The organism is Actinoplanes italicus (assembly GCF_003001815.1).
GTDB lineage: Bacteria > Actinomycetota > Actinomycetes > Mycobacteriales > Micromonosporaceae > Actinoplanes > Actinoplanes italicus.
Genome location: NZ_PVMZ01000003.1, coordinates 267,281 through 290,331, shown reverse-complemented (window position 1 = coordinate 290,331; position 23,051 = coordinate 267,281). Strand labels below are relative to the sequence as shown.

The following is a 23,051-nucleotide window of genomic DNA, read 5'->3' as shown; positions in this document are numbered from 1 at the left end:
GGCCAAGCGCTACCGATTCGGGCAAAAAGTCCCAAATTCCCATTGTAAAGCGTAACCACGCAGACACCGGCCCACACGGAACGTGCTCGCCGTACCGGAAAAGACAACGCCGCCCCGGTCGGACGGTGACCGGGGCGGCGTTGCTGGAGAAAGCGATGCTGATCAGCGTAGTTCGGCGGCGACCAGCTCGGCGATCTGGACCGCGTTGAGGGCCGCGCCCTTGCGGAGGTTGTCGTTGGAGATGAAGAACGACAGACCGTTCTCGGCGGTGGGGTCGACGCGGAGGCGACCCACGTAGGACGGGTCACGGCCGGCGGCCTGCAGCGGGGTCGGCACGTCGGAGAGCTCGACACCGGGCGCGGTGGCGAGGATCTCGCGGGCCCGCTCCACGCTCAGCGGGTTGGCGAAGCGGGCGTTGACCTGCAGCGAGTGGCCGGTGAAGACGGGCACCCGGACGCAGGTGCCGGAGACCTGCAGGCCCGGCAGGTCGAGGATCTTGCGGCTCTCGTTGCGGAGCTTCTGCTCCTCGTCGGTCTCGAAGCTGCCGTCGTCGACGAAGGAGCCCGCCTGCGGGATCACGTTGAACGCGATCGGCTGCGGGAACACCTTGGACTCGGGGAACTCGACCGCGGAGCCGTCGTGGGTGAGCTCGGTGGCCCGGTCGGCGACCTTCTTGACCTGCTCGTCCAGCTCGGCCACCCCGGCGAGCCCGGCGCCGCCGACCGCCTGGTAGGTGGTGGCGATGAAGGAGACCAGCCCGGCCTCGTCGTGCAGCGGGCGCAGCACCGGCATGGCGGCCATGGTGGTGCAGTTCGGGTTGGCGATGATGCCCTTGGGGCGTACGCGAGCGGCGTCAGGGTTGACCTCGGCGACGACGAGCGGGACGTCGGGGTCCATCCGGTACGCCGACGAGTTGTCGACGATGACCGCGCCGGCCTCGGCGAAGCGCGGGGCGAACTCCTTCGAGCCGCCCTTGCCTGCCGAGAAGAGCACGATGTCGAGGCCGGAGTAATCGGCCGTGGCGGTGTCCTCGACGGTCACCTCGCTGTCGCCCCACGAGATGGTGCGGCCCGCGCTGCGCGCGGAAGCGAAGAGCCGGAGCTGGGTCACAGGGAACTGGCGCTCGGCCAGGATGCGGCGCATGACGCCGCCCACCTGTCCCGTCGCACCGACGATACCGATCCTCATGGACACCAAAGTACGTCCTGAACTGCGAGGGAAGAAATCGCCTTAACCACATGGTGAGACAGCTGTCCCACATTCGAAGATGCAGGGCCTAGCGTGAGGGCCATGGCGACCTACACCCACGGACACCACGAGTCGGTCTTGCGCTCACACCGCTGGCGCACCGCAGAGAATTCGGCGGCGTACCTGCTGCCGCAGCTTTCCTCCGGAATTTCCCTGCTGGACGTCGGATGCGGCCCCGGCACGATCACGGCCGAGCTGGCGGAGCTGGTCGCACCCGGCCGGGTGACGGCCCTGGAACAGACCGAGACGGCCCTCGACCTGGCCCGCGCCGAGATCGCGCGCCGCGGTCTGACCGGCGTCGACTTCGCGGTCGGCGATGTGCACGCGCTGGACTTCGCCGAAGGCACCTTCGACGTGGTGCACGCCCACCAGGTGCTGCAGCACGTCGCCGACCCGGTGGCGGCGCTGCGCGAGATGCGCCGGGTCACGAAGCCGGGCGGCGTGGTCGCGGCCCGGGACAGCGACTACGCGGCGTTCACCTGGTTCCCGCTGCTGCCCGAGCTCGACGATTGGCTGGATCTGTACCAGCGGGTGGCGCGGGGCAACGGCGGCGAGCCGGACGCGGGGCGACGGCTGCTGGCGTGGGCTCGCCAGGCGGGGTTCACCGACGTCACCGCGACGGCGAGCGTGTGGTGCTTCGCCAACCCGCAGGATCGTGAGTGGTGGGGCGGCATGTGGGAGGAGCGGGTGCTCAAATCGGACTTCTATGAAAAATCACTGAGCAGCGGCGCCGCCCGCCGGGAAGACCTGGAAAAGATCTCGGCCGGCTGGCGCCGGTGGGCCGACGACCCCGACGGCTGGCTGATCATCCCGCACGGCGAAATCATCTGCCGGGTCTAGGACGGCGGGCGGAACGCCCAGTGCCACGACTCCCGCGGCACGTTCTCCACGAACCCGTAATTCTTGGCGTTCTTCCGCATCCAGGAGAGCGCCTCGGAGTTGAGGTCCAGGTCGGTGGCCATGCCCCAGCCGTGCTCGCTGGTGCCGGGCTTGGCCGCCAGACCACCCTGCGAGTACAGACCCTTGCGGCGGGCCAGGTCGACCTGCTCGGCGTACGGCCGGTAGGAGTCGGTGATGCCGATCTTGACGCCGTCCCGTTTGGCGTCCTCGATCATCTGGTTCAGCTTCTCGGCGGCCGGCGCCCAGAGTTTGTGCCTGGTGCTGCCGACCTGGCCGAGCGCGTCGGGCGGGATCTTGCCGTTGCCGTACGCGACGAGATCCTCCGGCACGCCCTTGCTGTTGAGCTTGTAGGCCTTGTCCGACGCGCCGGTGGAGGCCACCGCGCTCTGAAGATGGCTGGCGAAGGTCGCCTGCCCGGGCGTCTGTGTCCGGGCACGCGCCGTCGTGGTCGCGGCCTGCTGACCCTGCAGTGCGAGGATCCGGCTCTGAATGTCCGCGATGCGCGAATTCACTCCCTCGATTCCCACGCCTTACCCGTTCGGCGCGCCCCAGGGAATCTGAGGCGCAACCGCCGAGAAACTCAGGACGCGGGGGCCAGATCGATCGTGTGCTGGGTGTGGGCCACCTTGGCCTGCAGGTAGCGGACGTTCGCCGGGGAGGCGTGCACCCCGGTCGGCCGGACCGCCCGCACGTCGACACCGAGCTCACGCAACTGCCGGGACTTGTCCGGGTTGTTGGTGAGCAGGTCGACCGCCTCGGCGCCGAGGGCGGTGAGCATCTGCGCGGCGGCGGTGTATTCGCGCTCGTCGTCGGCGTGCCCGAGAGCCCGGTTCGCCTCGTAGGTGTCCATCCCGGTGTCCTGCAGGGCGTAGGCGTCGAGTTTCGCGTACAGCCCGATGCCACGGCCCTCCTGGCGCAGGTAGAGCAGGTAGCCGCCGGCCTCGGTGATGCGCTCCACGGCCTCGCGCAGCTGTGGGCCGCAGTCGCAGCGCTGCGAGCCGAAGACATCGCCGGTCATGCACTCGGAGTGCAGCCGCACGAGCGGCACCTCGGACTTCGCGACGTCCCCGAGGGCGAGTGCGAGGTGTTCCTTACCGTCGGACAGACCGGTGAAGGTGACGACCTCGGCGGTGGTGCGATACCCGTCGGGGAACTCCAGCGGAACGGTGACGCGCGTACGAACCGGCATGCCCTCTCCCTGTGCACTTGACACTTCAAGTACGGATCGACCGTACGCGCCGGTTCATGAGGTGGCCACGGTTGCGGGTGGGTCGCCGATCACAGGCCCAGATCAACCTCGGATGTACGGTCTGTCCGGTTCGGAAGAATGTTGGTGATGAGCACGATCAGGCAGCCGATCGCCGCGTAGAGCACCAGCACGGTCAGATGACCACCGATGTGCGCATCCGGAAAGTAGAGATTGTCACGAACCGCCTCGACCCCCGCACCGGTCGGCAGGTGCTCCCCCAGCTCCCGCCCGAATGCCGGCAGGAACTCCGGCAGGATGCTGGCGCCCGAGATCACCGTCCCGATCGTGAAGTAGAAGGCGCCGACCAGCGCACCGGCCGGGCCCACCAGAGCCACCGCACCGGCGGTCGACCCCGTCACGGCCAGCGAGATCAGCGAGAAGATCAGGAGCATCTCGACCTGGTCGGCGCCCTCGCCCACTCCGAACCAGCTCATCGACCACAGGACCGCGGCGGCCGACCCCACCGCATAGAGGATCAGTGTGGCCAGATGTGCGACTCCACGGCGCCATGATCTTCTGGTACGGGGAATGAGGCGCCCGAGTCCCATGGAGGCGATCGTGCCGCCCAGTGACAACGCCTGAGTCAGAAAGCCCAGCGACACCCCGTTGACGTCGTCCGCGGGCAGGGGCACGACGTCGGTCACCTTCGGCGCCGCGATCAGCGACTCGGCCACGGTGACGCCGACCGTGTCGCCGCCCCGCGCCGTCGCCGTGAGCTGCTGCGCCTTCTGCTGCTGCATGACGTTGTTGTAGGTGGACCGCAGCAGCGACGAGGCCGAGGCACCGGCCGCGCCGGCCACGTAGAGCATCGGCTCGTCACCGGTGACGTCCACTCCGCCGTACACGTCGCGCCGCTTGATCGCCGTGACCAGCGCCTCGGCCGAGTCGTAGTCGGCGACCGCGAACGCGCCGTTCTCCTCCAGCGTGGCGGTGATCGACCCGCGCTGGCCGGCGCCGGCGATCAGCCCGACCGGCAGGTCGTGCGGCGCGGCCCGGTGGCCCATGCCCAGGTAGTACGCGGTGAGCAGCAGCTGCACCAGAACGCCGACCGCGCAGACGGCTGTCGCGAACCGCCGGAATTGTTTGACCGAGGTCTCCGCTGCCGAAGGCTTCCCGGTCTTTTCGGGCTGCTCGGCCTCTTCAGGCCGCTCGTCCGGTTCGGGCTTTTCGTCCGTCACCAGCAGAGCCTCGCCGAATCAGCCCGCCTACGTGGCCAGATCAGCGGGATCGGTGTTGGCGCCGCAGAGCAGCACGACGACCCGTTCGCCCGGTTCGGGGCGGTAGGCGCCGGAGATCAGAGCGGCCTGGGCGGCTGCGGTGCCGTGCTCGACGACGAGCCGGTGCTCGTCCCACAGCCTGCGACGGGCCTCCACGATCGCCGCGTCGTCCACGAGCACCGAGTCGATCTTCGCGGTTCGGGCCAGCCCGAAGGCGATGTCCCCGATCCGGCGGGCGCCGAGCGAATCGGCAGCGACACCGCCGACTCCGACGTCGACCGGTTCGCCGGCTTCGAGTGCGGCGTACAGGGCCCGTGCGCCCACCGGCTCGACCGCCACGATGCGGGCGTTCCGCGAGACGGCCGCGATCAGGCCGGCGACGAGACCGCCACCGCCGACCGCCACCAGCACCGTGTCGAAGTCGACCTGTTCCTGCAGCTCGAGACCGATCGTTCCGTTCCCCGCGACCATCGCCGGGTCGTCGTAGGCGTGGCAGAACCGGGCGCCGGTCTCAGCGGCCCGCACGACTGCGGCCGCGTACGCCTCCGCGTACTCCCCGCCCTCCTGAACCACCCGGGCACCGAGCTTGCCGAGTTTCGCCACCTTGACCGCGGGGGCCGTGACCGGCACGAACACCTCGACCTGATGACCCAGCTCGCGAGCCGCGTAGGCGGCGGCCAGCCCGGCGTTGCCACCGGACGCGGCGATCAGCCCGGCCGCGGACACCTCGCCCGCGAGGATCTGGTTCATCATGCCGCGGGTCTTGAAAGACCCCGCGTGCTGCGTGAACTCGAGCTTGAACCACCGGTCCGGGCCGGCGGCGAGCACCGGGGTCCGCCGGACCCGCCCGTCGATGCGCTTCGCCGCGGCACGCACGTCCGCCAAGTCGACCACAGCGCAAGCCTAGGCGATGCCGGGCTAGGCCACGCTCCAGGAGACCCGGCTCGACCCGACCGGTGAACGTTCGCCCACGAGCTTGGCCAGGTCCAGCAAACGGTTGGAGAAGCCCCACTCGTTGTCGAACCAGCCGCGCACCTTCACCCCGCCGTCGGCCGTGGTCTGCGTGCCGGACGGGTCGAACAGGCAGGACGCCGAGCAGTTCTTCACGTCGATGGAAACCGTCGGGTCGGGGTCGTAGGCGAGCACTCCGCGCAGCGGCCCGGCCGCCGCCTCGGCCATCGCCCGGTTGACCTCCTCGGCCGTGACCGGGCGGTCGGTCTGGCCGGAGAGCTCGGCCAGCGAGCCGATCGGGGTGGGCACGCAGTAGTAGCTGTAACGCATCTCGCCGATCTCCGGCAGCGCGACACGGACCAGGTCACCGACCACGTAGTTGTGCGGGATGATGCTCTCCCCGGCGGCCCGGCCCAGCCGTGGGTCGTCCCGCGAGGTGCCGACCATCGAGTCCTGCACCCGCTGCCAGCCCTGACTGGCCAGGATCACCGAGGTGTTCACCGACCGCAGCCCGAACCGGTCGAGCAGCACCTTCGCCATCACGGTGAGCGCGTTGACCCCGCACGAGGCAGGAGAGACGACGTCGTGCGCCTCCGGGTCGTAGCTCTGATGGTTGGCCCCGAACACCAGGAACGCGTCCGGGTCGTCGGCGGAGGCGCTGATCACCACCTTGCGGGCGCCGCCGTGCGTGATGTGCTTGCGGGCCGTGGTGCCGGCCCGGAACCGGCCGGTCGCCTCGATCACCACGTCGACACCGTGTTCGGCCCACGGGATCCGCTCCGGGCGCTCGTGGTGGAAAGCCCGGATGGCGTGGTCGTTCACCACGAGGTAGTCACCGCGGGCGGTCACCGTGCCGGGGAACGCACCGCGGATGCTGTCGCGGCGCAGGCCGTACGCCAGCTTGTCGGTCGTGGCGATGTCGTTCACCGCGGCGATCTCCACACCCGGGTTTGGCATGGAAGCCACGATCCGGGTCAAACTTCGGCCGATCCGCCCGAGTCCATTGATCCCGATCGCGACAGTCATCGAGCGCTCCTCGATTGTGATGCTTTGTCAGCATTTCCCCCGTGACTCCGCGGTCCCTGTTCGCTCAAGGATGCACCCGCCGTCACGACCCCGACACTATGAGTTGTGCAAGTTGCACGTCAACGGACGACATTCTCACACCATGCGGTCGAGTGGCGACGCAAACCCCATCGAGCACTATGGACTACCGTCCGGCATGCTGGAGGTGTGCCCGTGCTCATCTCCCACCCGCTCGCCGATGAGCCGTGGGCAGAGTGGATCGCCAATTCGCTGCGTGCCGCGGGCCACGAGGTGGTCCTCGACCCGGCCGACGCGACCTTCGCGCAGCGCCTCACCGAGGCCCGGCACAGCGGCACCGGACCCATCCTGCTGCTGCTCTCCGCCGAGCACCGGGCCGTCGCCACCGACTGGGAGCTGCTGGTCCGCTCCCCCGCTCTCGTCGGCCGTCTGATCACCCTGCGTCTCGACGCGTGCGAGGCACCCCGCGCGTTGCGCGCCCTGCCCTGCCGCAACCTGCACGGTCTCGACGAGGAGGAGGCCCTGGAGGTTCTGCTCAATCTCGCCGGTGGTGTCCGCCGCGAGAAGGTCCGGACCCACGGCCTGCCCGCCGTCCCGTTTTCGCGCGATGGGTCATTCGCGGATTCCGGTCAGGCCAGAAATGCCCGGTAGAAGAGGACCAGTCCGATGGCCGTCCCGAAAGAGACGATCAGAATTTGCAGGACCCGCTGCGGCAGCCGCCGGGCGAGACGCGCGCCGACGTACCCACCGATGATCGTGGCAGGGGCGAGCGTGACCGCCGCAGCCCAGTCGACCGTCGCGAACGTCGCGAAGACCACCAGCGTCACCAGGCCCACCGTGGCCGACAGCACGTTCTTCAGCGCGTTGATCCGCTTCAGGTCCTCGTCGATGATCAGGGCCAGCGCCGCCACATACATCACACCGAGCGCCGCCCCGAAGTAACCACCGTAGATCGCGCCCACGAAAACCGTCGCCTGCAACACCACCCCGGCCCGCCGCGGCGACATCCCGCGCGGGTGTCCGACCAGGCCACGCAGCCGCTCCTGAAACGCCAGCGTCGCCGCCGCCCCCAGCACCAGGAACGGCACGACCACCTCGAACGCCCGCGCCGGAGTGAGCAGGAGCAGCGCGCACCCCGCCGCCGTACCCAGCGCCGCCGCCGGAATCGTGACCCGGGCCCGCCTGCCCTGCCCGGCGAGATCGGCCCGGCTGCCGAAGACGCTCGACAGGTACCCCGGGAACACCGAAACCGAGTTGGTCACGTTCGCCTCGACCGTCGGAAGTCCGGTAGCGATCAGCGTCGGAAAGGTGATGAGCGACCCGCCCCCGGCGATGGCGTTGACCGCCCCGGCCGCGAACCCGGCCGCGACCAGCAGCAGGATGTGCGTGAGATCCATGGTGCCGGTGAATCTACGGCTTTCCGCCCGCCCGGGCCCACTGATCTCCGCTACGCCCGACCCGCGGTGTCACCGCCTCAGAACGTGGACACCGGCACGCCCGACCGGCCGGGCCGAGGGCGTGACAGGCGGGCACGTAAGATTGCGGCGCGACGGACGAGTCGGTTGGGCGGTCGCGTCGGCACCCGCAAAAGTGCCGCCGAGGAACGTCCGGACTCCGCAGAGCAGGGTGGTTGTTAACGGCAACCCGGGGCGACCCGCGGGAAAGTGCCACAGAAAACAGACCGCCGAGGGCGTACGCCATCGGTAAGGGTGAAACGGTGAGGTAAGAGCTCACCAGCACCCCGGGTGACCGGGGTGGCTCGGTAAACCCCACCCGGAGCAAGGCCAAGCAAGGCCCGAGCCGCATGGCGAGGGCCGGCGCAGGCGTTTGAGGGCTGCTCGCCCGAGCCTGCGGGTAGGCTGCTCGAGCCTGCCGGCAACGGCAGGCCTAGATGGATGGCCGCCACCGGCGACCCCGGTCGCCGGTACAGAATCCGGCGTACACGCCGGCTCGTCCGCCGCCCTTTCATCGCACCGCCGGCCATGCGCGGCGGCCTCACCGCGGCGCGCCCTGCCGGCACTCGGCAGGGCGAGCAGGGCGGTGGCGCATCGCAGGGCGCGTCAGGTGGCGCGGTGGGCTCCGACGATCTCGTCGTATTCGGCTCGGCCCTCCCGTAGGAAGCGGTCCAGCTCGGACTGCTGCAGGGCCTCCTTGTCGGCGCGGGCCTTGGCCTTTTCGGCGGCTCGGGCGGCGCGGGCCCGGGCCGCCTCCTCGGCCGCGCGCGCCGAGGCCTCGGCGGCCTCCTGTTTGGCCCGGCGGGTGGCGGCGGCCTTCGCGGCGCGGGCCTTGGCCACGTCGGGGTCGAGTTTGCGGTTCGGGCGGACCTCGGTGATCACGGCGACCTCGCGGGCCTCGATGGCGGCGAAGTCGGGACGGATCTTGGCGGCGACCCATTCGACTCCGGCTACCAGGCCTACGACCAGGGCGAAGATGATGCGGAGGCCGAGTGGGCCGGGGGCGGCGAAGTTCACGGCGGCCGAGATGATCACGACGATGGCGAGGATCTTCATGGCTGCCCGTTTGGCGTCGGCGGCCATGCCGGCGGTGTGGGCGATGGTCAGCATGGAGAGCATGGCCAGGTCGAAGACGGCCGGCACGATCCAGGCGAACATTCCGGCGCCGAGTGTCGCCAGGTAGTGGGCCTGGTGCAGGTAACTGGCGGCCAGCGCGCCGACGAGGATCAGGTTGTTGGCACGTTTGATGGTCCGGATGGCCCTGAGCATGCCGGGCACCGCGTCCTTGGCATATTCGGTCGCGAACTGCTGCGTCAGAGTCGTCTGGGTGGGCAACGCTGAGCTCCTGGCGGGAAGGCGGTCGGGCGGTGCAGAACCCGACGCTACCGAACTAAAGGCCCGACTCGGACGAATACTGAAATTCGTCTCGCGTACGCCCTAACCGTCACGTGCCCCGGCGATGTGACTTTCGTCAGCGAGAATGGCCGCCGGACACGGCGAACGGGGGTGGCGTGGGGGTGCTGGATCGAGCCGTGGCCGCGTTCGCCGGTGGCGGCTGGGGCTGGACCGTGGGCGAGCTGGAAGGGCTGGTCACGGCTGCGGGCTGGGTCTACCGGGCACCGCTGGAGGGCACCGTGAGCTGCGAGTTCGACGCGGTGCCGGGCCGGGCGGGGGCGTTCCTGTTCCGGGACGAGGTGACTGCCGTCTACCTGATCATCAAGCAGCGGGCGGGTACGGCTGTGCTGGCCCGGCGCGACGAGTTCGTGGCCGCTATAGATCAGGTAGCCGAGCTGCTGGGCCCGCCCGCGAGCCGGTGCCCGGGTCCGGATCCGAGCGTGGGCTGGCGCGTGGCCGCCGGAGCGCTGGAGATCGTCGACCGGCCGGGTGCGCTCGATCTGTGGCTGCGCCCGGCCCCGAAGCCGGCGCCCCGGACGATCGGGTCACCGGAGAGGACCGGAGCACACGGAAGCGCCGACGTGCACGGAAGCACTGAAGACCTGGCGGCCGCCGCGGCGATCCTGCCGCTCGGCGGAGTCCTGCGACTGCTCGACGGCACGGAACCGGTCGCCGAACTGCGACAGGCCGAAGACCACCTGACCGTGCACACCGGTGGCGGCCGGACGGAGATTCTGCAATGGCCGGCCGCAGGTGGGGCGTACCGGAGGATGATTGTTGATCTTGGATCCGGGAGATGACGGGAACGCGGCGGACCGGAGACACCGGATCGCGGCGGGCCGGAGCGACGGGCTGGCGATGAGCAGCCCGCCGCAAACCGAAAATGATCAGGTCGAGGAGACGTTGTCGACCGGGGTGGTGCGCTGCCGCTCGATGCGAGGGTCGCCCTCGTCGGCGAGGTAGTCGGACGGCTCGGTGCCGTCCACGCCCTCGGGCGTCTTCGCGGCCCGCAGAGCGAGCGTCACGATGGCCGCGACAAGGGCGTTGACCAGCACGGCCACGAAGCCCACATAGATCGTGCGGGTGGTGTCGAAGCCGAACTCGGACAGCGGGAACGCCGAACCGCCGAAGTGCTTGCGGCCGGTGGCGGCGTTCGGGATCTGCCAGAGCATCCAGAAGCCGATCCCCATGCCGGCCGCCCAGCCGGCGATGAGCGCGCCCCGGTGCAGCCAGCGGGTGTAGAGGCCGATCACCACGGCGGGCGCCGTCTGCAGGATGATCACGCCGCCGATCAGCTGCAGGTCGATGGAGAACTGCGGGTCGAGGAAGACGATGCAGGCGACCGCGCCGATCTTCACCACCAGCGAGGTGATCTTGGCGACGTTCGCCTCCTGCGCGTGGGTGGCGTCCTTGCGCAGGTACTCCTTGTAGATGTTGCGGGTGAACAGGTTCGCCGCGGCGATCGACATGATCGCGGCCGGGACCAGCGCGCCGATGCCGATGGCCGCGAAGGCGACGCCGGTGAACCAGGCCGGGAACTGCTGGTCGAAGAGGACCGGCACGACCGTGTTGCTGTCGACGGTGCCGGGATTGGTCCCGGGCAGCGGCTTCACGCCGGCGGCGATGGCCATGTACCCGAGAAGCGCGATCAGACCAAGGAGAAGGCTGTACGCGGGGAGCGCGCTCATGTTGCGCTTGATGACGTCCCGGTTCTTACTGGCCAGCACACCGGTGATGCTGTGCGGGTAGAGGAAGAGCGCGAGCGCCGAGCCGAGCGCCAGGGTGAAGTATTGGACCTGGTTGTTGGCGTTGAGGATGATGCCGTCATTGGGTGACGGTGACGCCTGGAACTTCGCGTCGGCGGCGTCGAAAATCGCGTTCCAGCCGCCCAGCTTGTAGGGCAACCAGATGACGGCCACGATGATCACGATGTAGATCAGGGTGTCTTTGACGAACGCGATCAGCGCCGGCGCGCGCAGCCCCGACTGGTAGGTGTAGGCGGCCAGGATCGCGAACGCGATGATGATCGGCAGATGCCGGGCCAGGACACTGTCACCGGTGACGCCCATCGTCTTGAGAACGGCTTCGATACCGATCAACTGCAGGGCGATGTACGGCATGGTCGCCACGATTCCGGTGATGGCGACGACGAGCGCGAGGGTCGGCGAGTCGAACCGGGTGCGGACGAAGTCGGCCGGCGTGACGAAGCCGTGCCGGTGTGACACCGACCAGAGCCGGATCAGGATGAGGAAGAACAGCGGGTAGATGATCACGGTGTAGGGCACCGCGAAGAACCCCGCGGCCCCGGCGCCGAAGATCAGGGCGGGCACGGCCACGAAGGTGTAAGCCGTGTACAGGTCACCACCCACGAGGAACCAGGTGATCCAGCCGCCGAAGCTGCGGCCGCCCAGCCCCCACTCGTCGAGGTGGGCCATGTCCTTCGGCGCCCGCCACCGCGAGGCGACGAAGCCCATGCCACTGACCAGCAGGAACAGCAGCGTGAAGATGACGATCTCAGTGATGTGATCGCTCACGGCTTGCTCCGCTTCCGCTTGGTCATCTGGTAGACGATCGTCGTGGTGGTGACGCCGAGCAGGATGAACGCGAACTGCAGCCAGTAGAAGAGCGGGAAGCCGGCGATCCGCGGCTCGTCGTGGTTGTACAGAAAGGTCAGCAGCGGCACCACGATCGGCACCACCAGCAACCAGTTCCAGGGACTTCTATCGGTACGGGGAGTTTCCGGCTCAGCCATGAGTCTCCTCAGTCGACGTTGCGTGTGGTCCACGTCACGCTAACGAGACTTCGGCCGTTCAGGCGATCCCCTATGCGCCGAACGGGCGGGACGGTGCGCCGAAACGCTCCGCCCCGCCCGCTGTTTCGACGCGGTGTCAGCTCAGTCCGGCCGAGATGGACTTGGTGAGCGACGCCCTCTCGTCGTCGCCGTCGAGCGACCACATCATGGCGCCGCCGAGACCCTTGGCCCGGATGTAGAGCGCCTTCTGGAAGACGACAGCCGGATCGTCGTACGTCCAGAAGGTCTTGCCGTCGAAGAGCCAGGCGTGACCGTTGCGGATGTCGCGGTGCACGCTGAAGCCCTGCGTCGTCAGTTTCTTGAGGGTCTTGTAGTCCTCGGTGCCGTTCGCGAAGACACCCGGCGCCGGGCCGGTGGCGGTCTGGAACAGGCCGTTGTTCACGCTGCTGGTGATGCCGGTCCAGCCCTGGCCGTAGTACGGCACGCCGAGGATCAGCTTCTTCTTCGGAGCGCCACCCTTGATCCAGTGGTTGATCGTGTTCTCCACCGAGAAGTCAGGGTTGTCGGGCGCCCCGGCCGGCACGCGCAGCGCCGACTGCTGGTTGGCCTTCGGCTCCCAGGTGCCGTGGAAGTCGTAGCCCTGCACGGTGGCGAAGTCGAGGTACTTGAAGATCTTCTTGACCTCGAAGCCGACGTCGATCTTCGCGGGGGCGGCCGGAACGAACGCCGTGAGCAGGTACTTCTTCTTGGTCTTCCGGCTCAGCTTGTCGAGCTGGGTGCGGAACTCGGCGCACAGCAGGGTGAAGTTCTGCTTGTCCTCGGGCCGGATGATGTTGCCGTCGTTGCCGGACGACGCGGGCCACTCCCAGTCGAGGTCGATGCCGTCGAGGATGCCGGCGGCGACGCCCTCGGGCAGGCCCGTCAGGTTGCCCTTGATCCACAGATCGATGCAGGACGAGACGAGCTTCTTGCGCGACGCGTCGGTGAGGACGGCGTCCGAGAAGTACGCCGAACCGCTCCAGCCGCCGAGCGAGATCAGCGCCTTGAGCTTGGGGTTCTTCTTCTTGAGCTCGGCGATCTGGTTCAGGTTGCCGGAGATCGGCTGCCCGGCGACGTCGGCGACACCGTCCACACTGTTCTCCGCGGAGAACGGCGTCTGCCAGTCGGCCCACGGGTCGGCGGAGGCACAGACGCCGTCCGCGGTGACCGGGCCGAACGCGTAGTTCAGGTGGGTCAGCTTGGCCGCTCCACCGGAGTTCTGCACGTCAGCGAGCTGGAAGTCGCGGCCGTAGATACCCCACTGAGTGAAATAGGCGACCTTGGCGTATTTGTCGTTCCCGTGTGCCTGTGCGGGAGCGGATACGACCACCGTGGCGCACGAGGCGGCCGCCGCCACAGCGACGAGGCGGCGGGTGAAACCGCGCATGAGCCCTCCAGGGCGAAACGTTGAAGAAAGTTTCCTAATTGAGGAAGCTAAACGTCCGCCCTGCGAGGGGTCAATATCCTTATCTCAAGTGCGCGGTTTCGTTGACCGATCTGACCGCGATGTTCCCATCCGGCCACACGTCCATCGTCGACACACCCGCGGCGTCGAGGAACAGCCGATGCAGGAAGGCATCCCCGGCCGCCAGCGCATCCCGGAGGATCAGCTTGATCGGCGACACATGAGAGACGAGAACGACGACCTTTCCGGGGTACGCGCTGAGCACCGTCTGCAGAGCGCCGCGCACCCGTTTCGCCACCGCCTGGAACGACTCCCCACCCGGCGGGGCGACACTCGTCGAACCCAGCCACGCGTCCATCTCGGCCGGCCACCGCTCCTGCACCTCGGCGAACGTACGGCCCTCCCAGGCCCCGAAGTCGCACTCGATCAGGTCGTCCATGACGGTCACCGGCAGCCCGCCCGCCTCGTCGGCGATCAGCTGCGCGGTCCGGACACAGCGGGTCAGCGGCGAGCTGAGGACCGCCGCTACCTCGCGCGAGATGCCGGCCACCCGTCCCGCGGCGGCCATCGCCTGCGCCTCGCCCTCGTCGGTGAGCGGCACGTCGCCGCGGCCCGAGTAGCGGCCCTGCTGGGTCATCGGCGTCTCACCGTGCCGGACCAGGATGATCCGGGTGGCCTCGGCCAGCGACGCGGGCGGCGCCCACGACCTGGGCTTCTCGGCGGCGGGCGCCTCGGTGACGCCGGCCTCCTGGTCCATCGCCCGGTTCGCCAGCGCGTCGGCGGCCTTGTTGCGCTCCCGCGGGATCCACTCGAACGTCACACCGGCGAACTTGCCGACCAGGGCTGCCGCCTCCGCGGCGAGCGGCCGCAGTCCCGCGTTCTTGATCTGCCAGCGGCCGGACATCTGCTCGACGACCAGCTTCGAGTCCATCTTCACGACGACCCGGTCGGCGTTCAGTTCCGCCGCCGCCTGCAGACCCGCGATCAGGCCCGAATACTCCGCCACGTTGTTGGTGGCGACCCCGAGCGAGGCGAACCGCTCGGCCAGGACCTCACCGGACTCGGCGTCCCGGACGACGGCGCCGAAACCGGCCGGACCCGGATTGCCCCTCGACCCGCCGTCCGCCTCGACGACGACGCGGAGCGTCACAGCCCCGACTCCGCGGTGCGGACCATGATCCGGCGGCACTCCTCGCAGCGGACCACGTCGTCCTTCGGGGCCGACTTCACCCGGTTCAGGTCGGCGCCGTACAGCTCGATCCGGCAGGCGCCGCAGCGGCCCGCGTAGAACAGCGCCGCACCCATGCCCGTCTCCGAGCGGATCTTCTCGTAGAGCGTGACCAGGTCGTCCGGCAGATCGGCGGCGAGCGGGACCCGGGCCTGGGTCTTGAACTCCAGCTCCTTGGCGATCTCACCGAGAGCATCGTCGCGGCGGCGCTCGGCGTCCGAACGGCGCTCGACCGCGGCCGCGATCCGGCCTTGCACCTCGGCCAGCGTCGCCGACGCCGTCTCGGTCTGCTCCATCAGCTCGAGCTCGGCGTCCTCCAGCTCGGACTGCCGCCGCTTCAGCGTGGCCATCTCGTGCTGCAGGCCCTCGACCTCGCGCAGCGAGCCGCCTGCCTCCAGGCGCTTCTGGTCCTTGTCCTTGCGCTGACGTACCTGATCGATGTCCTTCTCCAGGCGGGCGATGTCGCGTTCCAGATCGTCGACCACGACCTGGGCACGGACCCGCTCGTCCTCGAGCGCGGAGATCTCCCGCGCGACCGCGTCGATCTCGGCCAGCTCGGGCAACGACTTACGCCGGTGCGCGAGCTGCGCCAGGGTGGTGTCGACGGCCTGCAGGTCGAGCAGACGGCGCTGGGCTTCCGGGGCGGCCTTCACGGGCGGATCTCCAAATCATCGCGAATCGCATGGACGGTCCAGGGGTCGGTGTCCAGATCGGACACCACGACCTCGACGGGGAACACCTCGCGCAGCCAGGCCGCCACGTCGTCGAGCCAGGGACGCTCGCTCGCCCAGTGCGCGACGTCGAGCAGCGCCGGGCCACCGGCGGCGAGATGCTCGCTCACCGGGTGATGCCGCAGATCGGCGCAGAGGTACGCGTCGGCGCCCGACCGCGCGGCGACGGCCAGGAACGAGTCGCCCGCGCCGCCGCAGACGGCGACCGTGCGGATCAGCCGCTCCGGGTCACCGGCGGCACGGACCCCGGCCGCGGTCACCGGCAGGCGCTGCGCCGCAAGACGGGTCAGCGCCGCCAGGCTCAGCGGCTCGGGCAGCTCCCCGATGCGGCCCAGGCCACGCCCCTCCCCCGCGGCCGCGCCCTCGGCGGGCGCCAGCGGTCGCAGGCCGGTCAGGCCCAGCCGGGCGGCCAGCGCGTCGGAGACACCCGGGTTCGCCACGTCGGCGTTCGTGTGCGCGGTGTAGAGCGCCACCCCGGCCCGGATCAGCCGGTGCACGAGGGCGCCCTTGAAGGTGTCCGGCGCGATCGACGACACCGGTTTCAGGAACAGCGGGTGATGCGCGACGATCAGGTCGGCGCCCAGGTCGAGGGCCTGGTCGACGGTCTCCGGCACGCAGTCGACGACGCAGAGGACACGGTTGACCGGGTGCTCGAACTCGCCGAGCACCAGTCCCACCCGGTCCCACGACTCCGCCCAGTTCCGTGGGTAACGCGCGTCGAGGGCATCCACCACGGAGCGGACGGTCAAGTCGGTCACGAGGGCCAACCCTATACCGCTAGGAAAGCGCCCCCGGCTCGACTCGGCTGCCCGCCGCGATCGGGTTGCTGACCGCCTGCAGGGCCCGCCGCCAGGGGAACTGGCCACGGAAACGATCGGTCTGTCCCGGGCCGCCGAGACGGCACACGTCCTCGCCGTAGAGCACGTGCACACCCCAGTCCCGCAGCTTCGCGAGACTCTCGTGCAGCGCCGGGTGCAGAGCCATCACCTTGTTGGTGTACGGCACCACCGCGGTGGGGACGCCGTAGCCGTACCCCTCGACGAGGAGCCCGAGCACCAGCGTGTCGGTGATCCCGGCGGCCCACTTGTTGACCGTGTTGACGGTGGCCGGCGCGACGATCATCGCATCGGCCGCCGGCAGCACGTCGGGATCGCCGGGACTCTTGTAATCGGAACGGACCGGATGACCGGTCTGAGCCTGCAGGGCCGCCACGTCGACGAACTTGCGGCCGTCCGGGGTGGTCACCACGCAGACGTCCCAGCCGTCACTCTGGGCGAGACTGACGAGGATCCCGACGTCCCGGGCCATCGGTGAGCCGCACACCAGCACGTACAGCACACCGGGTGAGGGGTTGCCCGTCATCACGCGCTAACCCACCTCATACACCGACTCCCATCTGTTCGGCCAGCTCCGCGATCGGAGCGGGCGGCGTGCCCCGGGTACGCCGGAGCACGTCGGAAAGGACCTCATGGGCGAGCGGCCGGCACCGGATCTCGGAGGGGGCGAGGCGGTCGCCCTCCAGCAGCATCTCGCCCGCCTTCTCGACGTCGCCGATCTGCGTGTAGCCACGCGCGATGTCGAGGTAGTGGTGCGCCCGCCGCTCCGGGAGCATGGCGTGGAACCCGTTCTGGTCCATGCCCAGGTGCGTCTCGACGGCGAGGCGCCCGTCACCGAGCTCGACCGCGGTCGCGCAGCGGTGCAGCTGCACGTTGGTCGGCCCGAAGCTCGTCCAGTAGTGGTTGAAGTCGCCGCCCAGCTCCAGCGACGCCTGGTCGGCGCCGCAGAGCAGGTCCCGGACGGTCGCGCTGTCGCCGATCCGCGCGGCCGACATGGCCCCGTTGAGCAGCAGCATCCCGTACACCGAGAGCTGCTCCGGGCGCGGCCGGTCCAGCCCGGGCGCGAGGCGGTTGGCTATGTTGACGTTGACCTCGAGCGACGGCCGGACCCTGCCGAGCGCGAGCAGCGCGCTGCCCACCCGGTAACTGGCCAGCCCGGCCAGCAACTGGTCGCCGGCCCGCTGCGAGACGGCGATCGAACGGTCCGCGGCCAGCCAGGACAGCTCGTGCTCGCCGACCTTGCGCAGCGCCGACGAGGCGATCTGGTAGACCTGGCCGAGCAGATGCGCCGCGTGTGGCGCCTCGTCGCTGTCGGCGTGGGCGCTGTCCGCCGCCTGGGCGTCGCGGAGCAGCTTGGGCAGTGCGCGCGCCAGAGCCCCGTACTTGGCGTGCTGATAGGTCAGCCATGCGTGGCTGACCGCTTTGCGCATCTCCGTCAGCGGTGGGGAATGTGGCACAGCCTGGAAGAAAGCGCTCATCTGGTCATAACGCTCCAGAGCCGCCCGAATCTCCTCGACCTCCACCTGGTCGATGCAGTTCTGCGTCTCCGGCTTACGCTCCACCTCTTTGCCCAGCAGCAGCTGGACGTCCACCTGGAGCACGTCGGCGATGTCATAGACAACAGAGAATTTGTCGAGTCGGCGAACCCCGCGCTCCACCTTGTCGACCCAGCTCTTCGATTTGCCCAGCCGGTCCGCGAACACCTGCTGGGACATCTTGCGTCGGCCCCGCCAATAGGCGACGCGGCGGCCGATCGGCAGCTCGTCCACGGTGCCTCCCCCACTCAACCAGCGGTCTCTCCGCCGGTGAGCCATCCGGTGTTGATCCGCAGTGTGGACCTCTCACGTGCGCGCAGATCGCACAGCGTGTGTGATCGCCTGCTCACCGATGCTCGTAGTTTTCCTGCAAGTTGCAAAGGGTGGATCTGCCGGGCCCAACGACGTCCGTCGCCGCGGGATACGGCCTTCGCACCCGACTCCGGGGGTATCGAGCTATGCAGTGGACCAGCCGTCAGCCGTTCGTCCCACCGTCAATCCTCGACAGAGCCCTCCTACGCCGGGCCGCGCTGCGGTATGCGGCGCACGGATGGGCCGTGACGCCCGGCGCATATCTGACCGGCCACCGTTTCGACTGTGGCCGATCCGGCTGCACCATCACCGGCTGCCACCCGGCCCTTGATTCCTGGGCCGCGGCGGCCGGTGACGATCCGGCCCGTATCGCTGCGTGGTGGCGGCGGCACCCCTACACCGTCCTGCTCACCACGGGTGGCGCCTTCGACGTACTGGAGGTGCCCGCGAACCTGGGCCGGCAGGGACCGGACACCGGACCGGTCGCGGTGACCGCCGCCGGCCGTTGGATGTTCCTGGTCCGCACCGGAGACCCGCTACGGCCCGAGCTGGAACAGCGCCTCGACGTGATCCGCCACGGCACGGGATCGTGGATCCCGGCGCCACCGAGCCGGATGCCCGAGGGCCCGGTCCGCTGGGAGGTGTCGCCGGGCCGCGCACAATGGCGGTTGCCGAGCTCGGAAGAAGTGCAGGAGAAGCTGGTCGCCGCGCTCGGACCGGCCCGCCCGGCGGGCGCGTTCCCGGTGCCGCGGCAACTGTCCACGTTCCGCAGGGCGGCCTGAACTCACCCCGACTAGGCCCTTGAAAACGTGTCACAGGACTAGGTTGCCTGATCGGCGCCCTCGATCACATCACCCCTGCGGGGGAAATGGGTGAGTGAATCTCCGTGGCCTTCCCCGGGTGGCGCTGCCCGGCTTTCGCCGGCCTCTTTCTCAGGCGGCCAGGTCCCGGTAGGCGGCGATCACGGCCTCGGTCCGGCCGGCAAGGTCGGGCCCACTGTCGGCGGTCGCCGGCACCCCCGCGACCCGTGCCAGCGTCCGCTCCGCATGCCGGGCGGTGGCGGCCACCTGCCGCTCGCGGATGAAACCCTCCCCGGCCCGGGCCGCCGCGTCGATGCTGCCCAGAATCCGGTTGGCGGCGTCACCCGCCTCCCGCCAGGCGACATCGGCCCGCTCCCGGGCCGCATCGGCGGCGAGCTTCGCCGGACTGTCCATCGGAATGTCCGCGTCCCGCACACCCGCGAGATCGCCACGAAGCCGCCGCAGTTCCTGCCGGCGGGCCAGCACATCCGCCAGCTCACCGAGCGCCCGCGTCAGCGAACGGTCCGCCAGCACAGGATCGATCATCCCGTCCAGCGCCGGCCAGGTCCGCCGCACCCGCCGCGAGGCGTCCAGAGCCCCCGCGAACGCGGCCCGCTCCGGCACCGACCACAGAACCCGCGACTCACCATCCCGAGGCACCGCGAACGCCGCCTCCTGAGCCGCCCGAGCCTGCCGGCGCCACATCGCCGCGACGAGCACAGCACTACCACCGGCGGCCAGCCACCAGCTGAACCCCGACGCGGCCAGCACAGCGGAGACGAACAGAAGCGGCAACGCAAGCCGGGCCGCGAAGGTCACGCGATCCTCCCGGCTACGCCCGCTGGGCATCCGGGGAACGGTCTCGACCAGAGTCCCGGTCCGCTCACGGCGGACAACCCCACTACGAACCTTGATCGGGTACGGAGAGACGACCACCTTTTCAGCGTCGACCCCGGCGTGCAGTTCCATACCCACGTCCGGCCTCCGTGCTCGAATGTCGACACCACCCAGTCCCGTATCTCCGGGCGGGCCCAGACCGCCGAGGGGAAACCGGCCGGGACCCGCCCACCGCGGATCTCCCCGCGGACGCCAGTACGAATCGGCCCCCACACCCCCGTCTTGAGCCCAGTCCCCGTTGCACCCTGGTTGCCTCTTCCCCATCGCCCCACCCACCGCCCGCCTCGCCCGGCCATCTCGCCCCACCCCGCATTGCACGCCTCACCCGTCTTGCCCGCCGGCGCGAGGCTCTCGGCCACCTCCTTCTCCCTCTCCCTGCCGGCCCGAGCCCACGCGCCCGGGCGAGGCAGGAAGGCGGGTGGGCGGTTAGCCTCGCGCGGTGGAGCGGGTCGAACTGGTACTGCGCAAATACGACGGAAGGCCGCACCGCCGGGTGACCGGCCTGAAGCTGGGCACCGACGAGTTCGGCACCTGGATAGGCACGCCCCGCCGGACGCTGGTCCGCTACAGCTACGGCTGGCGGCGGTTCGAGTGGACCCGCGAGGACTCGGTCCGGCTGATCCCCCACGACGGCTGGTGGATGGCGATGTTCCTGGCCGAACCGAGCCGCAAGGACGTCTACTGCGACATCACCGCGCCAGCCGAGCACACCGCGTCCCGGATAACGGTCGTGGACCTGGACATCGATCTGATCCGCTACCGGGCCGGCCACCGCGTGGTGATCGACGACGAGGACGAGTTCGAGGAGCACCGCCGCCGCTTCGGATACCCCGACGAGGTGGTTGCCGGCGCAAGGGCCGCCACCGACGTCCTGCACGAGGCACTGACCACGGCCGGCGAGCCGTTCGGCGCCCACCATGGCGTCTGGATGGCCCGGCTGTCGGCGGCCACGGGCCGAAGAGACCGAAGAACTTGAAAACAAAAGGAAACGACTGGCGCCGGCCCCGCCACGCCGTCACCTGAAAATGCGCACCAGACTTTTACCGCAACCCGAATCCCGAAGTATGGATGGAGCCCGGAACAGGACCCGTTGAGCTACATTCCGGAACCGCTCCCAGGCAGCCCGCAGCCAAGCACGAGAAACGAAAGCTCCAGATAACACCAGTTCAGAAGGCATACCACTTCAAGTCGCCCTCACAATCGCATCTCACTGGAGGATCAATCCAGCGACGTTGACGAATTGTTCAAACCCTTTTAGCGTCGAACGGACGCCCAATAAGGCGAACACGGGGAGGAGTGAGTAAAATGTTTTCCAAGGAAACAACGCAGGGACGGCGCAGTGTCCGTTCCATCGCGGCAACCCTCAGCGCTGGGGCTCTCGCGGTCGCCGGAGGTGCCCTCTTCGCACCGTCAGCGGCACAGGCACACACCGTCGAGACGTGGCTGAGCCGTTCCGGCTGTAACTGGAAGGTCTACAGCTCCCACTCGGCGGCATACACCCAGGCCAGCACCGCGGACGACTGCGCCGGACACGCGTGGCTCTCCTACCGGCTTTCCGGAAGCTCGAGCTGGAGCGCCTGGTTCAGCTCCGCGACGACGGCCCGCGCGATCGTCCCCGCCGGCAAGACCATCACCGGCAGCGCCCACACCTCCTGCGCAAGCGGCTGCGAGCGCAAGTACATCTACCACTAGGCCCAAAACACCAGACGGCGGCGCCATCCTCACGGATGGCGCCGCCGCTGCATGCCTGCTCAACACTGTGGGCCGACATCGCTTGCCGCTGGATTCAGTAGTCCGCTCCTCGAACCTCGCGGCTCCTACGGAGCACATCTCACGGCGTCAGCCCCCCGATCCGCCGTGAGAGCCCGACGGGCCACGGCTCATGGCTATCGGGAAGTTATCGGTGGATTCTTCTGGAGAATTACGTTCGCCACATCTAAATCGGCGCAGTCGACATCCCCGGAGCCGCATTGCAGCAATGCAGCTTGGCGGTCGTGTCCGAGGCCCGCATACTCGTCGTATGGAGGAGACACCTAGCAGCTCCGGAGCCCGCCGACCGTCACGAGCCGCATCGGCCAAGTCGGCCAAGTCCTTCACCAGCGGCCAGACCGGCAACAGGGCTGTTCGCCGGACCGTTAAGAACGTTGTCAGCACCTCGTCCGCGCCCAAGCCCGTCACGACGTCTTCATTCCACGGCTTCGTCTCCGTCCAGTCACGTGGCACCGTCGCCCTGCCTCCGGTGCTACGCAAGCGCTACGGTCTTGACAAACCGGGCTCCCAGGTCGAGATCACCGAGCGCAGCGACGGCGTCCTGGAACTTCGCCCTGCCATCGCCGTTCCCGCAAGCCAGGCATGGTTCTGGGCTGAGAGCTGGCAAGAAGGCGAGCGGCGCGCGGACGCCGACATCGCCGCCGGCCGGACTACCACCTACGACAACGTCGAGGGCTTCATGGACAGCCTGGACATCGACGAGTGAAGTTCGACAAGACCGACGAGTTCGCTGCCGACTGGAAATCCTTGCCGCTCGACCATCGGCGTATCTTCCGCTCCCTCATGACCGCGTTCAACGCGGCTGGTGAGGCATACCTCAGCGATCCCGGGCGGCAATGGCCCGCGGGCCTGCGAGTCAAACCGATGATCAACACTAAAGGCATCTGGGAGATGACCTGGTCGTTCTCAGGGCCGGACGGCCGTGCCACATTCGAGTTCGTTCAGATCGACGGCGAAACAGCGGTCAGATGGCGACGCATCGGACGTCACGGGATCTACCAGAACCCCTAGACACGATGGACTCCGTCGAGAGCTTCGGACACTAAGCAATCCAGCGATGACGCCCGCGTTCTCAGAACTGCAACAGAAACACGCCCCCATGGGCCAGATAGCGTTGACCGCAGCCTCATGAGCCGCCGGGCCCCGCAGCTTACGTTCACGCTGGTTGAACTGGTGGGCGCGGTAGGTTTCGAACCTACGACCCCCCGCTTGTAAGGTCTGCGCCTCACCGTCCGCCCACACCCGTGACCATCCATGACCTGCACCGAAGCCCGGTAACGATCGCAGC

At 69.0% G+C, this 23,051-nt stretch carries 25 protein-coding genes and 1 other RNA gene; 9 read left to right on the top strand and 17 right to left on the bottom strand.

Annotated elements, in window-relative coordinates; translation table 11 throughout:
- Positions 1-162: 162 nt before the first annotated feature.
- A complete protein-coding gene (locus CLV67_RS09135) occupies positions 163-1,188 on the bottom strand; it encodes an aspartate-semialdehyde dehydrogenase (RefSeq protein ID WP_106316736.1) in 1,026 nt (341 codons plus the stop codon).
- A gap of 102 nt (positions 1,189-1,290) precedes the next feature.
- Here CLV67_RS09135 and CLV67_RS09130 point away from each other — a divergent pair, with 102 nt between their 5' ends.
- On the top strand, positions 1,291-2,088 hold the full coding sequence (locus CLV67_RS09130) for a class I SAM-dependent methyltransferase (RefSeq protein WP_106316735.1): 798 nt from the start codon (positions 1,291-1,293) through the stop codon (positions 2,086-2,088).
- Here the strand turns inward: CLV67_RS09130 and CLV67_RS09125 are convergent.
- The 5 genes from CLV67_RS09125 to CLV67_RS09105 form a co-directional block, all read right to left on the bottom strand.
- The gene (locus CLV67_RS09125; protein ID WP_239166258.1) at positions 2,085-2,660 is read right to left on the bottom strand and encodes a M15 family metallopeptidase; all 576 of its coding nucleotides are present in this window, start codon (positions 2,658-2,660) and stop codon (positions 2,085-2,087) included. The genes CLV67_RS09130 and CLV67_RS09125 overlap by 4 nt on opposite strands.
- 68 nt (positions 2,661-2,728) lie before the next feature.
- The gene (locus tag CLV67_RS09120) at positions 2,729-3,337 is read right to left on the bottom strand and encodes a GTP cyclohydrolase II (protein WP_106316733.1); all 609 of its coding nucleotides are present in this window, start codon (positions 3,335-3,337) and stop codon (positions 2,729-2,731) included.
- A gap of 89 nt (positions 3,338-3,426) precedes the next feature.
- Positions 3,427-4,575 (bottom strand): ABC transporter permease, encoded by a 1,149-nt coding sequence (locus tag CLV67_RS09115; protein ID WP_239166257.1) that lies wholly within the window; start codon positions 4,573-4,575, stop codon positions 3,427-3,429.
- 27 nt (positions 4,576-4,602) lie between these two features.
- The gene (locus CLV67_RS09110) at positions 4,603-5,508 is read right to left on the bottom strand and encodes a serine/threonine dehydratase (RefSeq protein WP_106316732.1); all 906 of its coding nucleotides are present in this window, start codon (positions 5,506-5,508) and stop codon (positions 4,603-4,605) included.
- A 24-nt stretch (positions 5,509-5,532) separates the two neighbouring features.
- The gene (locus CLV67_RS09105; RefSeq protein WP_106316731.1) at positions 5,533-6,591 is read right to left on the bottom strand and encodes a type I glyceraldehyde-3-phosphate dehydrogenase; all 1,059 of its coding nucleotides are present in this window, start codon (positions 6,589-6,591) and stop codon (positions 5,533-5,535) included.
- Positions 6,592-6,804: 213 nt separating this feature from the next.
- On the opposite strand from CLV67_RS09105, the gene CLV67_RS09100 reads away from it, so the two are divergent.
- Complete coding sequence (locus tag CLV67_RS09100) at positions 6,805-7,260, top strand: toll/interleukin-1 receptor domain-containing protein (protein WP_170153793.1); 456 nt, start codon at positions 6,805-6,807, stop codon at positions 7,258-7,260.
- On the opposite strand, the gene CLV67_RS09095 is transcribed toward CLV67_RS09100, so the two are convergent.
- Positions 7,239-8,006, bottom strand: a complete 768-nt coding sequence (locus tag CLV67_RS09095; RefSeq protein ID WP_106316729.1) for a sulfite exporter TauE/SafE family protein — start codon at positions 8,004-8,006, stop codon at positions 7,239-7,241. The two genes, CLV67_RS09100 and CLV67_RS09095, sit on opposite strands and share 22 nt — an antisense overlap.
- A gap of 157 nt (positions 8,007-8,163) precedes the next feature.
- Here CLV67_RS09095 and rnpB point away from each other — a divergent pair.
- Positions 8,164-8,566: RNase P RNA component class A (rnpB, locus tag CLV67_RS09090), an RNA gene on the top strand.
- Between the two features lie 103 nt (positions 8,567-8,669).
- On the opposite strand, the gene CLV67_RS09085 is transcribed toward rnpB, so the two are convergent.
- Positions 8,670-9,398, bottom strand: coding sequence for a DUF2637 domain-containing protein (locus tag CLV67_RS09085; RefSeq protein WP_239166255.1), 729 nt, complete (start codon positions 9,396-9,398; stop codon positions 8,670-8,672).
- Positions 9,399-9,580: 182 nt separating this feature from the next.
- Here CLV67_RS09085 and CLV67_RS09080 point away from each other — a divergent pair, with 182 nt between their 5' ends.
- A complete protein-coding gene (locus tag CLV67_RS09080; protein ID WP_146169026.1) occupies positions 9,581-10,258 on the top strand; it encodes a DUF6301 family protein in 678 nt (225 codons plus the stop codon).
- 87 nt (positions 10,259-10,345) lie between these two features.
- On the opposite strand, the gene mctP is transcribed toward CLV67_RS09080, so the two are convergent.
- From mctP to CLV67_RS09040, 8 genes are all read right to left on the bottom strand, one after another.
- Positions 10,346-11,992, bottom strand: a complete 1,647-nt coding sequence (gene mctP, locus CLV67_RS09075) for a monocarboxylate uptake permease MctP (protein WP_106316727.1) — start codon at positions 11,990-11,992, stop codon at positions 10,346-10,348.
- Positions 11,989-12,210 carry a DUF3311 domain-containing protein gene (locus CLV67_RS09070; protein WP_106316726.1) on the bottom strand — a complete coding sequence of 74 codons (222 nt, stop codon included), beginning with the start codon at positions 12,208-12,210 and terminating at the stop codon, positions 11,989-11,991. The genes mctP and CLV67_RS09070 overlap by 4 nt, the downstream gene beginning before the upstream one ends.
- 136 nt (positions 12,211-12,346) lie before the next feature.
- Positions 12,347-13,636: a glycoside hydrolase family 18 protein gene (locus CLV67_RS09065; RefSeq protein ID WP_106316725.1), complete on the bottom strand. Its 1,290-nt coding sequence runs from the start codon at positions 13,634-13,636 to the stop codon at positions 12,347-12,349.
- Positions 13,637-13,715: 79 nt separating this feature from the next.
- The gene (locus tag CLV67_RS09060) at positions 13,716-14,804 is read right to left on the bottom strand and encodes a bifunctional RNase H/acid phosphatase (protein ID WP_106316724.1); all 1,089 of its coding nucleotides are present in this window, start codon (positions 14,802-14,804) and stop codon (positions 13,716-13,718) included.
- The gene (locus CLV67_RS09055; RefSeq protein WP_106316723.1) at positions 14,801-15,535 is read right to left on the bottom strand and encodes a zinc ribbon domain-containing protein; all 735 of its coding nucleotides are present in this window, start codon (positions 15,533-15,535) and stop codon (positions 14,801-14,803) included. Before CLV67_RS09055 ends, CLV67_RS09060 begins: the two co-directional genes overlap by 4 nt.
- Positions 15,532-16,371, bottom strand: a complete 840-nt coding sequence (locus CLV67_RS09050; protein ID WP_373873148.1) for a Nif3-like dinuclear metal center hexameric protein — start codon at positions 16,369-16,371, stop codon at positions 15,532-15,534. Before CLV67_RS09050 ends, CLV67_RS09055 begins: the two co-directional genes overlap by 4 nt.
- Before the next feature lie 19 nt (positions 16,372-16,390).
- Positions 16,391-16,975 carry a flavoprotein gene (locus tag CLV67_RS09045; RefSeq protein WP_106316722.1) on the bottom strand — a complete coding sequence of 195 codons (585 nt, stop codon included), beginning with the start codon at positions 16,973-16,975 and terminating at the stop codon, positions 16,391-16,393.
- A gap of 16 nt (positions 16,976-16,991) precedes the next feature.
- A complete protein-coding gene (locus tag CLV67_RS09040) occupies positions 16,992-18,218 on the bottom strand; it encodes a helix-turn-helix domain-containing protein (protein WP_106316721.1) in 1,227 nt (408 codons plus the stop codon).
- Positions 18,219-18,442: 224 nt separating this feature from the next.
- Here CLV67_RS09040 and CLV67_RS09035 point away from each other — a divergent pair, with 224 nt between their 5' ends.
- Positions 18,443-19,078, top strand: coding sequence for a bifunctional DNA primase/polymerase (locus tag CLV67_RS09035; RefSeq protein ID WP_106316720.1), 636 nt, complete (start codon positions 18,443-18,445; stop codon positions 19,076-19,078).
- A 150-nt stretch (positions 19,079-19,228) separates the two neighbouring features.
- On the opposite strand, the gene CLV67_RS09030 is transcribed toward CLV67_RS09035, so the two are convergent.
- Entirely contained in the window at positions 19,229-20,065 is an 837-nt protein-coding gene (locus CLV67_RS09030) for a hypothetical protein (RefSeq protein ID WP_239166263.1), read from the bottom strand.
- A gap of 367 nt (positions 20,066-20,432) precedes the next feature.
- On the opposite strand from CLV67_RS09030, the gene CLV67_RS09025 reads away from it, so the two are divergent.
- The 4 genes from CLV67_RS09025 to CLV67_RS09015 all read left to right on the top strand — a co-directional run bounded on the left by CLV67_RS09025 (position 20,433) and on the right by CLV67_RS09015 (position 22,774).
- Positions 20,433-20,969, top strand: coding sequence for a ribonuclease FAU-1 family protein (locus CLV67_RS09025; RefSeq protein ID WP_106316718.1), 537 nt, complete (start codon positions 20,433-20,435; stop codon positions 20,967-20,969).
- Between the two features lie 329 nt (positions 20,970-21,298).
- Positions 21,299-21,685, top strand: coding sequence for a hypothetical protein (locus tag CLV67_RS50980; RefSeq protein WP_146169025.1), 387 nt, complete (start codon positions 21,299-21,301; stop codon positions 21,683-21,685).
- A gap of 328 nt (positions 21,686-22,013) precedes the next feature.
- Positions 22,014-22,469, top strand: a complete 456-nt coding sequence (locus tag CLV67_RS52620; protein WP_203737047.1) for an AbrB/MazE/SpoVT family DNA-binding domain-containing protein — start codon at positions 22,014-22,016, stop codon at positions 22,467-22,469.
- Positions 22,466-22,774 (top strand): hypothetical protein, encoded by a 309-nt coding sequence (locus CLV67_RS09015; protein ID WP_106316717.1) that lies wholly within the window; start codon positions 22,466-22,468, stop codon positions 22,772-22,774. The genes CLV67_RS52620 and CLV67_RS09015 overlap by 4 nt, the downstream gene beginning before the upstream one ends.
- Positions 22,775-23,051 lie beyond the last annotated feature (277 nt).